General features: G+C 61.0%; 13 protein-coding genes and 1 pseudogene. 5 read left to right on the top strand and 9 right to left on the bottom strand.

The features are described 5' to 3' along the window. Nucleotides 1-146 precede the first annotated feature (146 nt). The 3 genes and pseudogenes from mobA to HB860_RS04505 all read left to right on the top strand — a co-directional run bounded on the left by mobA (nt 147) and on the right by HB860_RS04505 (nt 2,661). The gene (gene mobA / locus HB860_RS04515; protein WP_247625851.1) at nt 147-776 is read left to right on the top strand and encodes a molybdenum cofactor guanylyltransferase MobA; all 630 of its coding nucleotides are present in this window, start codon (nt 147-149) and stop codon (nt 774-776) included. Beyond that, a pseudogene (gene mobB, locus HB860_RS22265) lies at nt 773-1,261 on the top strand (molybdopterin-guanine dinucleotide biosynthesis protein B); the annotation flags it as partial. The gene mobA and the pseudogene mobB, both read left to right, overlap by 4 nt. A gap of 323 nt (nt 1,262-1,584) precedes the next feature. Then, complete coding sequence (locus tag HB860_RS04505; RefSeq protein ID WP_247625849.1) at nt 1,585-2,661, top strand: FUSC family protein; 1,077 nt, start codon at nt 1,585-1,587, stop codon at nt 2,659-2,661. A 107-nt stretch (nt 2,662-2,768) separates the two neighbouring features. On the opposite strand, the gene HB860_RS04500 is transcribed toward HB860_RS04505, so the two are convergent. From HB860_RS04500 to HB860_RS04460, 9 genes are all read right to left on the bottom strand, one after another. Continuing rightward, entirely contained in the window at nt 2,769-4,142 is a 1,374-nt protein-coding gene (locus tag HB860_RS04500; RefSeq protein WP_247625861.1) for an HD-GYP domain-containing protein, read from the bottom strand. Between the two features lie 89 nt (nt 4,143-4,231). Then, complete coding sequence (locus HB860_RS04495) at nt 4,232-4,789, bottom strand: DUF3332 domain-containing protein (protein ID WP_247625848.1); 558 nt, start codon at nt 4,787-4,789, stop codon at nt 4,232-4,234. 161 nt (nt 4,790-4,950) lie between these two features. Further along, nucleotides 4,951-6,246, bottom strand: a complete 1,296-nt coding sequence (locus HB860_RS04490) for a methyl-accepting chemotaxis protein (RefSeq protein WP_139439343.1) — start codon at nt 6,244-6,246, stop codon at nt 4,951-4,953. 189 nt (nt 6,247-6,435) lie between these two features. Continuing rightward, nucleotides 6,436-6,900 carry a GNAT family N-acetyltransferase gene (locus HB860_RS04485; protein ID WP_247625847.1) on the bottom strand — a complete coding sequence of 155 codons (465 nt, stop codon included), beginning with the start codon at nt 6,898-6,900 and terminating at the stop codon, nt 6,436-6,438. A 62-nt stretch (nt 6,901-6,962) separates the two neighbouring features. After that, nucleotides 6,963-7,418: a DoxX family protein gene (locus HB860_RS04480; protein WP_247625846.1), complete on the bottom strand. Its 456-nt coding sequence runs from the start codon at nt 7,416-7,418 to the stop codon at nt 6,963-6,965. Further along, entirely contained in the window at nt 7,415-8,167 is a 753-nt protein-coding gene (locus tag HB860_RS04475) for an HvfC/BufC N-terminal domain-containing protein (RefSeq protein ID WP_247625845.1), read from the bottom strand. The genes HB860_RS04480 and HB860_RS04475 overlap by 4 nt, the downstream gene beginning before the upstream one ends. Next, nucleotides 8,160-9,002, bottom strand: a complete 843-nt coding sequence (bufB, locus tag HB860_RS04470; protein ID WP_247625844.1) for an MNIO family bufferin maturase — start codon at nt 9,000-9,002, stop codon at nt 8,160-8,162. Before bufB ends, HB860_RS04475 begins: the two co-directional genes overlap by 8 nt. Before the next feature lie 62 nt (nt 9,003-9,064). Further along, on the bottom strand, nt 9,065-9,328 hold the full coding sequence (locus HB860_RS04465) for a BufA1 family periplasmic bufferin-type metallophore (RefSeq protein WP_139439338.1): 264 nt from the start codon (nt 9,326-9,328) through the stop codon (nt 9,065-9,067). A gap of 362 nt (nt 9,329-9,690) precedes the next feature. Further along, entirely contained in the window at nt 9,691-10,050 is a 360-nt protein-coding gene (locus HB860_RS04460; RefSeq protein WP_247625843.1) for a hypothetical protein, read from the bottom strand. Between the two features lie 245 nt (nt 10,051-10,295). Between HB860_RS04460 and HB860_RS04455 the strand changes: the two genes are divergently transcribed. Both HB860_RS04455 and HB860_RS04450 read left to right on the top strand, forming a co-directional pair. Beyond that, nucleotides 10,296-12,317 carry a BCCT family transporter gene (locus HB860_RS04455; RefSeq protein ID WP_247625842.1) on the top strand — a complete coding sequence of 674 codons (2,022 nt, stop codon included), beginning with the start codon at nt 10,296-10,298 and terminating at the stop codon, nt 12,315-12,317. 571 nt (nt 12,318-12,888) lie between these two features. After that, complete coding sequence (locus tag HB860_RS04450) at nt 12,889-14,706, top strand: ATP-dependent nuclease (RefSeq protein ID WP_247625841.1); 1,818 nt, start codon at nt 12,889-12,891, stop codon at nt 14,704-14,706. The last annotated feature ends 741 nt before the right edge of the window (nt 14,707-15,447 follow it).

The following is a 15,447-nucleotide window of genomic DNA, read 5'->3' as shown; positions in this document are numbered from 1 at the left end:
ATACCCTGCGGCCAAAGCCCCCTCTCCTGCCGGACTCATGGCCGCCGGGCTTGCCCCGGCGGGGCGCTTGGCGCAAGATCGGCAGACACTCGATGCCGCCATCGCCCTGCTGCGCGGCATGCCACCCTAGAGACCCCAGGAGCCCCATGAGCCGCAGCGACCTCCCCTTCCCCGTCTCCGCCGTGATCCTGGCCGGCGGCCGTGCCACCCGCATGGGGGGCGACGACAAGGGCTGGGTGCCCCTGGCGGGCAAGCCCCTGATAGTCCATGTGCTGGAGCGTCTGCGCCCCCAGGTGGACGAGGTGCTGATCAACGCCAACCGCAGCGAGGATCGCTACCGGCAACTGGCCCCCGTCATCGGCGACGTGCAGGCCGACTTCCAGGGGCCGCTGGCGGGCATGCAGGCTGGCCTTGCCGCCGCCCGCCACGACTGGGTGCTGTTCGTGCCCTGCGACGGCCCCGCCCTGCCCCGGGATCTGATGGCCCGCTTTCGCGCCGCCATGACGGCGCAGAGCGAGCTGGTGGTGGCCCACGACGGCCAGCATCTGCAACCCGTGGTCGCCCTGCTCCATCGCGCCCTGCTCCCCTCACTGCAACTGGCCCTGGCAGAGGGAGAGCGCAAGACCGGGGCCTGGTTTGCCCGCCACCGGATGACGGTGGTGCCCTTTGCCGACCAGCCCGATGCCTTCGTCAATCTCAACAGCCCGGCCGAGCTCGCCGCCTACGAGGCGAGCCTGCCGCATCAGGAGCCGCTGGCGGGGGGCGTGCGACCATGAGCGCCCCAGGGCCCCTGCTCGGCTTCGTCGCCTGGAGCGGCACCGGCAAGACCACCCTGCTGGAGCGCCTCATTCCCCTGCTCGGCCAGCGCGGCCTGCGGCTCGGGGTGCTCAAGCATACCCATCACCACTTCGACATGGACAAGCCGGGCAAGGACAGCCATCGCCTGCGCCAGGCCGGTGCCCGCCAGGTGATGGCGGCCTCCTCCCTGCGCCACGCCCTGATCTGCGAGACCCCGGAGCAAGAGCCCTCCCTGGAGGCGCTGCTGGCCCGTTTCGACTGGGCGCAGCTCGATCTGCTGCTGGTCGAGGGGTTCAAGCATCGCCATTTTCCCAAGATAGAGCTCCATCGCCGCGCCCTCGGCAGGCCCCTGCTGTTCCCGGAGGACCCGGACATAGTGGCGCTCATCAGCGATGCGCCCGAGGCAACGACCCTGCCCCAGTTTCGTTTCGAGGCCCTGGACGCCATCGCCGACTTCATCTGCGCCCGGCTGCCCCGGGATGCCAGCAGCCAGCCCACCTTGCCGCCGCTGCAGCTGCTCGCCCTGGCCCTGGAGGCCATGCCCAATCCGGCGGGGGAGGCTTGCCTGCCCGGCCACCTCAGCCAGGATGCCAACGGCTGCTTGCAGGTGCGCCCGGCAAGTGCTTTCATGCCTTCTGCCCTGCCCCCGGCCAACTGTGTGATCGAGCGCCCAGCCCGATCGGCCATCACCCAGGGTGAACGGGTCCGGATCCGCCTCTTGCCGTGATGGCGAGCGTCCGCCGGCACGGCAACACGAGAAGATCAACCTGACATGAGACGACTCCCTTGCGCCTGAACACGCCGCTCTCCCGATTCGATCTGCTGATCTATGGTCGCTACCGCCTGGTCCACGGCCTGCGCATCGCCCTGGCCTTCACCCTCACCTTCCTGCTGACCCGGGAGCTCAAGCTGCCGGAGAGCACCTGGCCCCTCATCACCCTGGTGGTGGTGATGGGCCCCATCTCGTTCTGGGGCAACGTGCTCTCCCGGGCGCTGCAACGGGTGGTCGGCACCATCTTCGGCGCCGCCTGCGGGGTAGTGGCCCTCTATCTGGAGCTCTACTCCCTGCCCCTGATGCTGGTCTGGTGCAGCGCCATCATGTTCCTGTGCGGCTACCTGGCGCTCGGCAAGCGCCCCTATGTGGGCCTGCTCATCGGCATCACCCTGGGGGTCATAGTCGGCGGGGTGCCGGGAGACATAGAGACGGCGCTCTGGCGCAGCGGCGACGTCATCCTGGGATCCATGCTGGCCCTGCTGTTTTGCAGCATCTACCCCCAGCGGGCCTATACCCACTGGCGGCTGCAGATGCACGACAGCCTGCAGCAGGCGCAACGGATCTATCACACCCACCTCTCCCCCAATATCCTGGAGCGCCCCAGGCTGGCCCAAAGCCACGCCCGCCTGCTCACCAAGATAGTCAGCCTGCGCCCCCTGCTGGCGCCCGCCGTCAAGGAGACCCGTCTCAACAGCTCACTGTTCGAGGCCGTCCAGACCACGATGCGCAACACCTTCTGCACCCTGGAGATGCTGGCCAACACCTACTGGCGCGATCGCCAGAGCCACTTTCTGATGCAGAGCCACCCCGGCCTGCGCGCCTGCCAGCAGGCCACGGAGGCGGTGATCATTCAGCTCGCCCTCATGCTCAAGAGCGGCAACAGCAGCGCCGCCGAGCAAGCCATCGCCCGATTGCAGGCGGCCGCCGCCGAGGTGCAGGCCGAGGTGCGCCCTGGGGCCGACGACGAGGCCACCATCAGCGGCTACCTCTGGCTCAACCTGCAGCTCACCGAGCAGATAGCCCACCTCCACCGCCTGCTGGGACTGGTGATGAACCCGCCCCGCAGCCAGGGCAGCAAGGCGGGCTAACAGAACGCCCCGCAATGGGGGCGTTTGTGCCTTTGGTCTTTGGTCTTTGGTCTTTGGTCTTTGGTCTTTGGTCTCCGGCCCCTCGGGCCATGACGGCGCCGTCGGCCCTAGCCGGCCTGCGCCAGGGGCTGCTCGGGGGTGAGGTAGAGGGAGAAGTCCCGGATCCCCGCCTTCAGGGCGGCGAAACAGTCGGGATCGATGGCGCTGCCCAGATGCTCGGCCATCATCTCCAGCGCCTGGGGCACAGGGATGGCGTCCCGATAGGGGCGCTTGGCGGTGATGGCATCGAAGATGTCGGCGGTGGTGATGATGCGCGTCTCAAGGGAGATCTCCGCCCCCTTGAGTCCCTTGGGGTAGCCCTTGCCGTCAAGCCGCTCATGGTGGGCACCGGCCACCTGGGCCAGCTCCTCGAAGGCGCCGATGCGGCTCAGGATCTCCTCGGTATAGGCGGCATGCATCTGCACCGCCGCCCACTCCTGCCCATCGAGCTTGCCCGGCTTGTCGAGGATGGCGTTGCTCACCCCGAGCTTGCCCACGTCGTGGAGCAGGGCCCCCCGCTTGAGCCAGCGCCGTCTTGATGCAGACAAGCCCATCTGGGCGGCGAGAATGTCGGTATAGAGCGCCACCCTGCCGCTGTGACCCGCGGTATAGGGGCTCTTGGAGTCCACCACCTGACCGAAGGCCGCGGCGATTTCGTCCAGATAATCCTCATCGAGCGCCACCTCCCCCTGACCTGCCGGGTGGTCGAAGACCCACTCGGTCAGCCTGGGATCCACCAGCCCCTGCCAGAACGCCTCGTCGGCCAGCGTCTCAAACTCGGCGACCAGGGCGGGATCAAACCAGCTGCCGCTGCGCTCGCGCAGCTCCCTGAGCGCCGCATCCGGCCCTGCGGCGGCATGAAACACATCCACCACCTGACAGAGCAGGGCGATGCGGGAGAAGAGCGGGATCGCCTCCCCCGCCAGTTGCAGCGGCCGCCCCTTGCCATTCCAGTGCTCATCGAGGGAGAGGATGCCGTTGGCCACCTCGTCACTGAAGCGCAGCTGGCGAGCGATGTCCGCCCCCCGGTGACAGCGGGTCTGGATAAGCTCGTTGGCTATCTGATCGCCGTTGCGAAAGATGTGGAACAGGCTGCGAAAACGGCCGAGCAGATCCGCCTGCAAGCCGGTGTGACCCAGCACGAAGTTGACCACCTCGGAGAGGGAGCCATCCACCAGCTTGAAGTCGCGCTTGAAGTGAAGATCGTCGGTGAGATAGAGCTCGCAGATGCGGGCAGCATTGCTGCTGCACCCCAGATCCTTGAGCAGCAGGGTGTAATAGAGGTCGTGGCGCTGCCGGGCATCCAGTCCCAGCCGCTCCCCCAGACGGGCACCTATCCAGCAGCAGCGGATGCAGTGTCCTCGTGGTTGACCCTCGGTCATGTCCAGCGCATGACTGAGGGAACCAATCAATTCAGCCAACCGCAATCCGGTCACCGCCATAGCCTGCTCTCCCTTAGACATAATGGCGATCTTGCCAGCCGCTTGTTTATACCCTTTTCAGATGGAAAAAGATCGGCTTTCTGAAGAAGTTACACTTCCACCTTGCCTGCACCTGCCTTTTCGTCCAGCTGCTTGCGGGTCAGGGTCGAGACCAGCTTGTCGTCCAGGTAGATGTCCAGCAGCTCGCCGCGCATCTCCCCGCGCATCATGTCGCGATGGCCGTTGATGTAGTGGATCTCCATCTGGGCCGTGCGCTCGTCCGGGTAGCTCACCTTCACCTCGCGCACCCCTTGCGGCAGCATGGCGAGCGGCACCTTGTTGAGGGCCGGATCCAGATGCTGGTTGACCTTGATCACCGCATCCGCCTTGTGATCCACCAGGGCCGGGGACTTGCCGGTGATGGGGTTCTTGCCAGACCAGAATTCGATGGTGTTGAACACGAACAGATCCGCCGTCGCCGCCAGGCCATAGACGGGGGAGAGCAGGACGAAGACACCGGCACGGCCGTAGCGATTGTCCACCACGCTGAGGTTGCCCTTGGTCACCATGGAGGAGAGCCCCATCTGCCCCATGCAACCGCCGAGCCCCATGCTCGCCACCGTCCCCAGCAGCAGGGCCAGGGCCCTGCCTTTCTGTCGTACTGCCATTGTTCTCTACCCGCTCAATGAAAAATGAGGCGGCAGCCTAAACAAGGGGGCGGGGCGCCACAATTCACAAGGCCGGGGTCATACAGCCAGGGTTCAGCTTGGTGGCTCGTTCGCTCACTCTTTTGGCGATCTCGCCAGAGGGTGTCGCAACCGCAGGCGGCTCAGATGGAGAGTGCCGAGACCGTCTGGGAGACCCGGCTCGCCTCCTGGTGGATGTCGTTCATCAGCTTGTCCACCTCGCTGATTTGCTGCTTGCCGAGTTCGGCGCTGCCCGCCACCCCGGCCATGTCGTCGGTCACCCTGGCGGTCAGCTCGCGGTTCTTCTGCACCACCTTGGCTATCTCGGCGGTGGAAAGGGAGGTGCGGGCCGCCAGCTGGCGCACCTCGTCGGCCACCACGGCAAAACCCCGTCCCTGCTCCCCCGCCCGCGCCGCCTCGATGGCTGCGTTCAGAGCCAGCAAATTGGTCTGATCGGCGATGGCGCTGATGGTCGAGACGATGGCCTCTATGCTCCTGGACTGCTCGTTGAGCTGGCCGACGAGGGCGATGGCCTGATCCACCTGGGTGGCGATGAGGGAAGAGGTATCGACCACGGCGCGCAGCAGCTCGGCCCCGGCCTCGGCGCTGCAGAGGGTCTCCTGCGCCGTGCTGTGGGCGAGGCGGGCCGCTTCCCGGGTGGCGTGGTTCTGCTCGATGCGGGCCGTGATGTCGCTGGCGAACTTGACGACCTTCACCACCTTGCCGCTCTGATCCCGGATCGGGTTGTAGGTGGCCTCCAGCCAGACGGCGTCTCCCCGGCTGTTGTGGCGCATGAAGAGACCGGACTTGAACTGGCCACGGGCCAGCTCCTCCCAGAACCTGGGCTGCTCGCGCAGGAAGGCCTCATCGCAGAAGATCCTGTGATGCTTGCCCGCAATCTCGTTCAGGCGATAGCCCATGGTATCCAGGAAGTTGGCGTTGGCGCCGATGATCTCGCCGCTCGGGGTGAACTCTATCATGGCCCGGGAGCGGTCCAGCGCCTGGGAGAGCGCCTCCAGGTGTTGCAGCCGCTGATGCCGGGCCGTCACATCGCTGGCCAGCTTCACCACCCGGGTCACCCTGCCCTGGGTCTTCACCGGGAAATAGCTCGCCTCCAGCCAGCGGGTCTCCCCCTGCCTGTTCACCCGCTCGAAGGTGCCGGACTGCGCCTCCCCCTGGGCGAGGCGGCGCCAGAACTGCTGATAGTCGGTGGAGCCGGTCCAGCCCTCGGGGCAGAGCAGGCGGTGGTGGCGCCCCTGCAGCTCGCCCGCGCCATATCCCATCAGGCTCAGGAAGGGCTCGCTGACCTCCAGGATCTCTCCGTCCGGGCTGAAGATGATGGTCGCGGCACTGCCCTTGATCGCCTGGGCTAAGCCCTGCTCTTCCTCGAGCCGGGCCTGACAGGCCTGCAACTGCCCCTTGAGTTTGTGATTGAACATGACACTCCTACCTCGTTGACGATCCGGATCGGCACCACAGCCTCCCCCACTGACTGTATCGGCCCCGCGAGTCTCAAGATGAGTGGTCAGATGACCTTGAACCACGGGGCGCGCAGTGTAGAGAAAAGCAACGCCGCCGCCAAGAGCGCCAGTACGTAAAAGAATCGACTCAGGATCACTGCGCCTCGTTCAGGGCGCCGGGCACCACTCCAGGCAGGCCGGGTTGGAAACAAAACCGAGCCGCTCGTAGAGCGGACGCCCCTGATCGCTGGCGTGCAGCCACAGCTTGCCCAGTCGCTGTTCCCGGGCATGGGCCGCCATGGCATCGAGCAGGACGCTCGCCATGCCCCGCTTGCGCCAGGCCGGCCGGGTATACATGTTGAGCAGATAGGCCTCGCGCCCCGCCAGGTTGCCCGGATAGGGGGGCCGCACGAAGAGCGCCAGGGTGCCGCACGCCACCGCCTCCCCATCGACCTCCACCAGCCAGGAGCGGGCGCTGCCCTCTTCCTGCGCCCGGGTGAAATAGGTCAGCGTCGCCTGCCAGAGGGTGGGGTCCTCATCGGGCCGGGCAAGCTCCCCCACCTCGCAAAAGAGCGCCATGCGAAGATGCACCAGGGCGGGAATGTCGGCGGCCAGGGCCTCGCGAACCATCATCTGTCTCTCCTTGGGTGACATGACAGGAAGGGGCCCGCAGGCCCCTTCATCTGGCTGCCACGTTAATGGCCGCTGCGCCCCCTGGCAAGTCGCCAGCTGTCCAGCGACAGGGGGCCAGCCCCCCACACCGCCAGGGTCAGCAGCATCCAGCCCCACAGCTGGTGATCGTGAAAGCCCCCCGCCCACAGGGTGGGATAGGAGATGACCGCCATGGCGTTGAAGCCAAACAGCAGCAAGGCGACCGGACGGGTGAAGAGCCCCGCCAGCAGGAAGAGCGGCAGCAGCAGCTCGGTCGCGGTGCCCGCATAGGCCGCCCACTGCCAGGGTAGCAGGGGCACCTGATACTCGAACTCGAACAGGTAGAGGGTGGAGTCCCAGGCCGTGAACTTGAGCCAGCCGGATCGCAGGAAGACGGCGGCGACCCAGAGCCTGGCCAGTAGCAGCAGGGTGCCGCTGCACCAGGGCAGGATGCGCTCGGCAAAGAGGCCAAGCGGCTTGGTGAGAGTCTGTGTTGTCATGGGGCAAGCTCCAGATCGACCAGCAGATCGAGGGTGATGAGGGGGGTCAGGTGCTCGGCCATGGCCGGCTCCCGGGCCAGCAGGCTGGCCAGCGGCCTGCCCTGCTGGCAGCCTTGCAGCAGGCGCCAGGCGGCGGCATCCAGGGGGATGGGCTCGACCCTGTGGCCGGGGCGTTTTTTCAGAGCCAGCCAGCAGGGGGCATCCAGCTCGCTGACCGTCTCCCCGCCGTGCAGGGCCATCTGCCAGAGCGCCAGCACCGGATGGCGGCTCTCGAGCAGCAGCAGATCGCAGGCGGGATGCAGCACCAGCCGATCCCACTGGGTCGGGGCAAGGGCGGCGAGGCGCTCGGCAGGCCAGCGCCTGGACTCTGGCGTCAGCAGGGAGGTGCGCTCCAGCAGCCACTCGAAGCGGGCCAGCTCCCCGAGCCAGGGCAGAGCCCGGGTGGTGGGCAAGCCTTCGAGCCAGTCGCCAAAACCCTCCCCGTAGTCCATGACGCTCCCCTCCTCCAGGGGCTCGGCCAGCACTAACCCTCGCGCCGCCGCCTCAAAGAAGGTCTCCCCCACCATGGCGCGTACCGCGGGATAGCTGCTGGCGAGCACCTCGGTGAGGCCGAGGATGAAGTTGTTGCGATAGATCTGCAGCAGGGCCTCGGGGGCAAAGCGCCCCGGCTGGATGCGCGCGAGGATGGCGTCATCCTCCCCGAGCAGACCGCTCGCAAAGCAGCTTTGCAGGGAGGCCAGCTCAGACATGGGTGGCCTCCCGGGAGGTTCGCTGCGCCGCGCTCAGTATGGCGTCGGCACGTCCGGCCTCTTCCAGCAGCACAGGCAAGGGGGGGATCTCCAGATCCCACTCGATCAGGGTGGGGATGGCGCTAAGCCCGCAGACCTGCCGATAGAGCGCCCACACCGGCTCGGCCACAGGGGCGCTGTGGGTGTCGATATAGAGGTGCCCCTGGGGCAGGGCCTTGTCGGTAAACCCGGCCAGGTGGATCTCCCCGACCGTCCCGAGTTCGATGGTGGCCAGGTAGTCGGCGCAATCCAAGCCGTGATTGACGCTGCTGACATAAAGGTTGTTGAGATCGAGCAGGACGCCGCAGCCGCTGCGCCGCGCCAGCTCCGCCAGAAACTCAGCCTCCCCCATCTCCCCTGGCAGTTGCAGGTAGGAGGAGGGATTCTCGATGAGCAGTTGCCGGCCCAGGGCCTGCTGCACCCGCTCTATCTTGTCGCTCATGTGCGAGAGGGCCTCGCGGGTGTAGGGCATGGGCAGCAGATCGTTGAAATAGCGCCCGCCTATGCTGCCCCAGCTCAGGTGCTCGGAGACCCGCACCGGCGAGATGGCCGCCACCAGGGCTGCCAGCTGGCGCAGGTGCGCAGGGTCGAGCGGGTCGGCGGAGCCAAGGGACATGCCGACCCCGTGCAGGCTGACGGGGTAGTGCCCGGCGAGCTCGGCCAGCACCTCGAAGCCCTTGCCGTGGCGCTCGAAGTAGTTTTCGCTGTGCACCTCGAGCCAGCCTACCCCGGGCAGGGTCTGGCGGATCTCGTCATAGTGGGGGGGGCGTAAACCTATACCGATCAAGGGATTCATGGCGGGGCTCTCTCAAAAGATGAGGGCCATGATGTGGCGGGCGCCACACCATGGCACAGTGCTTACTTGGGTTGCAGCGACCCGCCAGCGAGCTTCTCGCACAGGCCCTTGGGCACCACCACGAAGGCATCCCCCTGGGCATCCATCTTGGCGGTACCGGCGCAGGAGCCGCCCTTGGTGGCGCAATCGTTCTTGCCCGCCTTGACCACGCCGTAGCACTTCTCCTTGTCGTCCGCCGCCATGACTGGCGCGGCGATGAACTGGGCACCCAGGGCCAGCAGACCCGTCATGGCAGAGGCAATGGCAGTACTCTTTTTCACGTTCATGTCCATATTCCTTATTGTCGTGAGTGGTGTCTCCGGCGCATCTCATCCGGTTACGTCCAATAGAACCGGACGAGGGGAGAAAAGATTTCCCCAAAATTGAAAAAAACCTGAAAAAAAGCCAACAGAATACCAATAACATATTGTTTTTAATGAATATAAATTTCATCAAAAAATGGGGGATATGAGGCGGTGCGGCCATCCCTTATCAAGGTGCCTTGCGCCGCCCTTGCCAAGGACGCCGGGATAACGCCCCCCTTGCTCCGCCACCCCACAGCCACCACAACAAAAGAGGGGCACATGGCCCCTCTCTTTTCCCAGACGAGCGCCTTCCCAAGGCGCTCGCTCACCCCTTGCCCCCGGGCTCAGGTGGTCTTGACACACTTTTGCACGAAGCTGTTCTTGGCCGCCCCGGCGAGCTTCTTGTCGGCGGCCGCCTTCTCGCACTGGGCCGTCTTGTCGGTGGTGGCGTCCGTCTTCACGCACTTCTGGATAAAGCTGTTCTTGGCCGCCCCGGCCAGCTTCTTGTCGGCGGCCGCCTTCTCGCACTGGCTCGCCTTGGTGCTGGCCGAGGCATCCTTGACGCACTTGCCCACAAAGCTGGTCTTGGCGGCGCCCGCCAGCTTCTTCACCGCGGCCTGCGCCTCGCACTCCTGCTGTGCCGCGCTGTGGGCCGTCCCCATACCGAACAAAAATACCGTCATCAGGATGGCAATGAATTTCATCTGGCAAACCCTCGTTGTTGATTTGACTGTGATTCTGGCGACAAAGGGACAAGGCTCAGCGCCCCTCTCCTTTCAGGTTGCACTATAGTCGCCCCGTTTGAAGACAACCAAGCTGCCCCCCTGTGTTCCGCCAGAGGCGGGAGCGGGCGCACCTGGGGGGGAGTGACCAGAATGCCCGCTCTTTTAGTCTCTTTTGTGAACAATGGCCCTATAGTGTCTTGAGTCCCTCTACCCAAAGGTGCCCCATGAACGCTCCTCGCCCCCCCAGATGCACACTGTCACTGCCCATCTTCATCCCGGGTCTGCTCTTCATCCTGGGGCTGCTGGCCGTCTGCTCCCTGGCGCCGGAGGCGGCCGCCCGCTTCTTCGGCAGCGGCCAGAGCTGGATAGCCGATCACTTCAGCTGGTTCTATGTGCTGGTGGTCGGCATGTTCCTGATCCTGCTGCTGGTGCTGGCCTTCAGCAGCTACGGCAACATCCGGCTCGGGCCGGACGACGCCAGGCCCGAGTTCAGCTTCACCTCCTGGCTCGCCATGCTGTTTGCCGCCGGCATGGGCATAGGGCTCATGTATTTCGGGGTGGGCGAGCCCATGACCCACTTCGTCTCCCCGCCCCAGGCGACCCCCCTGACCCCGGTTGCCGCCCGCGAGGCCATGGTCACCACCTTCTTCCACTGGGGCTTTCACGCCTGGGCCATCTACGCCATCGTCGGCCTGGTGCTGGCCTACTTCGGCTTTCGCTACAACCTGCCCCTGACCATACGCTCGGGCCTCTACCCCATCTTCAAGGAGAAGATCCACGGCCCGCTCGGCCACGCGGTGGACGTCTTCGCCCTGGTGGGCACCATCTTCGGCATCGCCACTACCCTAGGTTACGGGGTCTTGCAACTGTCGGCGGGGATCACCCGGCTCACCGGCATGGACACCTCGGGGGAGCTGTTCCGCTTTGGCCTCATTGGGGTCGTCATCGCCCTCGCCGGTCTGTCGGTGGTCACCGGGCTCGACAAGGGGGTCAAGCGCCTCTCCGAGCTGAACCTCTTCCTCGCCATAGTGCTGCTGCTGTTCGTGCTGGTGGCCGGCCCCACCCAGTACCTGCTGGGGGCCCTGTCCGAGAACATAGGCAACTATGTCTCCTCCTTGAGCCAGCTCACCTTCCGCACCTTCACCTACAGCGAGACCCGCCAGGCGGGCTGGTTTGGCAACTGGACCCTGCTCTACTGGGCCTGGTGGATCTCCTGGTCCCCCTTCGTCGGCCTCTTCATCGCCCGCATCTCCCGCGGGCGCACCCTGCGCGAGTTCATCCTGGGCGTCTTGTTCGTGCCCACCGCCTTCAACCTGCTGTGGATGACGGTGTTCGGCAACGCGGCCATCTGGGCCAGCCAGCAGGAAGGGGGCCAGACCCTGATCGACTCGGTCGGCAACATAGACACCCTGCTGTTCAACTTCTTTGACCTCTTGCCGGGCGCCGACATCACCTCGGCGCTGGCGGTGCTCCTCATCAGCGTCTTCTTCGTCACCTCCGCCGACTCGGGGGCCTTCGTCATCGACAACATCGCCACCCAGGGCAAGGAGGGCTCCCCCATCTGGCAGCGCCTGTTCTGGGCCCTGCTGCTCGGTGTCACCGCAGGCACCCTGATGAGCACGGGGGGGCTGGCGGCGCTGCAATCCATGACGCTGATCGCCGCCCTGCCGTTCGCCTTCATCATGGTGCTGCTCTGCCTCGGTCTGGTGCGCGGCCTCATCGCGGACAAGGAGCACTCGGCCAGGCGCCTCTCCCCCGCCACCGACTTCTGGAACGGCAAGCAGTGGCGCACCCGCATGGATCACCTGCTGAGCCCCTCCACCGAGGCGGATGCCCGCCGCTTCCTGCGCGAGACAGCCCTGCCCGCCCTGACCGCCCTGTGCCGGGAGTTTGAGGCTCGCGGGCTCACCAGCCGGGTCGAGCAGGATGCGGATCAGTGCCACCTGCTGGTGCCCCAGGAGGGACGGCGGGACTTCTGCTACGGGGTGCGCATCGAGGCCCGCCCCGCCCCCGCCTTCAACCCCCTGGAGGCGATCCACAACCACGATCCCGAGGCCCGCATCTTCGAGCCCATCACCTTCTTCGCCGACGGCCGCGCCGGTTACGACATCCAGTACCTGACCCGGGACGAGCTGAGCGCCGACGTCTTGCGCCAGTACGAGCGCTATCTGGTGCTGAGCCAGGACCAGGGGCAGGATCTGCTGAGCGGCGCCCCCGAACATACCCCGCCCGAAACCGGGGCCTGATGGCGCTGTCATGGGCAAACGGGTAGCGCCCTGGCCCGACAGGCGAGCAGGTACCCAACCCGAGCAATAAAAATCCCCCATCAAGGGGGATTTTTATTGGCCGTCATCTGGCTAGTTGACGGCAATCCACGACATTCCTTATCTACTCAACCCGAAGCTGCAATTGTTGAGCTGGCGCAAAAATCCAGCGTTTCCCAGCGGTTGCGTCAAGTTTTGACTGGTGAGACTAGATTCGATTGGCTTAACATAGCCATCCGGTGCCTATTCATCTGTGATGGGCTGCTGCCCTCGCTGATTAATCGTGCATATTGGAAGCTGTAATCCACGGGCGGTAGCGTGGGATTTTCACACCATCATCATGGCGTTATTACGTAGTTAGTGCAGAACAAAATGAAGCTCAACATACGAGCGAATACAGCCATTATATATGTCGTTGATTCCAACACAGATCCCATTAACTACAAAGACATGACAACCTGTAGTGTACCAAAGATTATTCCGCAGATACCTTGCCGTACTCTCATCGAAGTTATGGTGAATAATGCGATATTTAATATTTTAGGGATAAAAAATGCTTTTAAAAAGCTTCAAAATAAACAATTACCGTTCCATTTTATCAGAGCTTAAGTTCGATACAGGAAACAGACTGTCACTTGTAGGCCCGAATAACAGTGGAAAAACAAACATATTAAAGGCTATACAACTATTCTTTGGAGCAAAGGAAAACCAAGATTTATATTCAGTCAAAAAAGATATTCCTTTCTCTTCAAGAACAGGGCAGTCTAGTTTTTCTGCGACCTTTGAACTAAACAAAGCCAATGACAATGAAGATCTTATAGAAAAAATAATTGAAATATCTGAAATGGTTGGCGTGCATGACCCATCAGAAATAACTCTCTATCTTACTTTCTCTAGAAGTGGTAATTCATCATACCGTTTATATAGCGGTGTTAAACGTTCAGATGGCGTAACTTCAAATGAATATACCGCTTTAGAAAGAAAAATCGTAGAAATGTTGCTTTCTAAATTTGAATGCATCTATGTTCCATCAGCCAAGAGTGTTGATCAGCTATATACTCATCTTGTCTTACCATATCTACGTAAAGTTGCTTCAGAGAGATTATTAGCCTCTTATGAACAGCTAACGCTAGGTCTTCATGAAATATCTTCCAGCGTGAATGATGAATTAAAAAGATGTGGTTTAAGTGAATATACAACAAGCTTCAACATACCAGAAGAGAAACTTGAAAACATAATAAGTAGATTTGAGTTTTCAATTACTGACTCACAAGAGACTGACATTTTTAACAAAGGGATGGGAATTCAATGTGCAGCGTTATTTTCAACTTTCTCATGGATTACAAATCAAAAAATAAATGCAGGAAAGGAAATTGTATGGCTGATTGAAGAGCCTGAGTCATATTTGCACCCAGAACTAACGAGAAATTGTAAGGCAATTCTGGATAGTTTATCAAAAATTAGTTGCGTCATTACTTCAACACACTCACTTTCGTTTATTGACACAGATCCAACAACTGTTATTGGTGTTGAAAAAGAGCATGGGAATACTGTAGCAAAGAGGTTTAAAGACTATACCAGTGCTACAAATAGCATTAGAAGCAGTTTGGGTGTAAAGTTTAGTGATTTTTTTAACTTCACAGACTTTAATATATTTTTAGAAGGGGAGCTTGATAGAGAATATTTGAAATGGTTCCTTGAAGCATCAACGAATTATGATACAACCAAAGAAAGATGGCCTTGTTTAAGAGCAGCATCACTAATTGACTTTGGTGGAGTTAAATTCTTAACTGGATTCTTAAAGGCAAATTATAAATTTTTGCAACCTGATACTGCTTGCGTAAGTATGTTTGATGGTGACCAAGCGGGGATCTCGGAGCGAAAAGAAATCCAAAATTACATACAAAACAAGCTTAGACTTCAATTTGAAGCGTTTAAGCAATTTGTATCAATACGGCTTAACTTTGCAATTGAAGGCCTGTTTTGTGACGAGTGGCTCCTTAAACTTTATAATGAACACAGGTCTTATTTCAAAGACTTCTCTATTGATGCTACAGGTACAGTTGAACCGTTTAGCATTGACGACTTAAAGAAAAAAAATGTATACAACTATCTAACGAACACATCTCTTATCAATAAAGATGAGGATATTGAAATATGGGGTAAACGTTGGGTAGATGTTTGCGAAGCATTAGAGAAATCTCTAGTTTCAGAAGCAAATAGACTCAGCATTCCAATACCAAGTATTAAATACAACAGCATGTTGTCATTAAGCTTTGACCAAACCACTCATACAACAAGCCCATCAAACATTACAAGCAGAAAGCCTATAGTAGTAAATATTGGGTGTACAGATCTAGTTATCACCTGACACCGGCCTCAAACCGGTGTTTTGTTTACGCCAGAAATCTAGGACACCCACCTTTCTGAGCCAGCCATTGCTTAGCTGGCTATCTCTCTCATCACACACCGCTCCCCCAAGAGCCTGAAAAAACTTGGGACACCCACCTTTCTGAGCCAGCCATTACCTGGCTGGCTATCTCTCTCATCACACACAGCTCCTCCAAGAGCCCGCTAGAGATCGGGTAAGCAAGCGATTTTTACGTGGCGGGCCGCGTGTTCAGACGTGGTAATGCCTGACACCAAACAAATGCCAAGGGGGGTAAAACGGGATCTAACGGATTAACAAGGTGGCTGATCAAAACCTGGGACACCCACCTTTCTGAGCCAGCCATTACTTGGCTGGCTATCTCTCTCATCACACACTGCTCCCCCAAGAACCCGCTAGAGATCGGACAAGCAAGCGATTTTTACGTGGCGGGGCGCGTGTTCAGACGTGGTAATGCCTGACACCACACAAATGCCAAGGGGGGTAAACGGGAGCAAACGGATTAACAAGGTGGCTGGTGACATCGTTGCTGACCACAGTGCCAGGCAAACTGCTGGCAATGCTCCCTGTCACCCACCACTCTGATGCCCTGGCGCCTGAACAGTGTCACTTGTTTCAACCAACGGGCACCATCAAGGCCCAATCGTGTCACCGCCGATGTAAAAATGACCCACTAACGCCGGAGTAAAGTTGACCCACCTGGGCCAAGATCGTGGCTTTTGA

The organism is Aeromonas genomosp. paramedia, assembly GCF_023093515.1.
In the GTDB taxonomy this organism is placed as follows: domain Bacteria; phylum Pseudomonadota; class Gammaproteobacteria; order Enterobacterales; family Aeromonadaceae; genus Aeromonas.
This window is presented reverse-complemented; position numbering and strand designations above follow the sequence as displayed.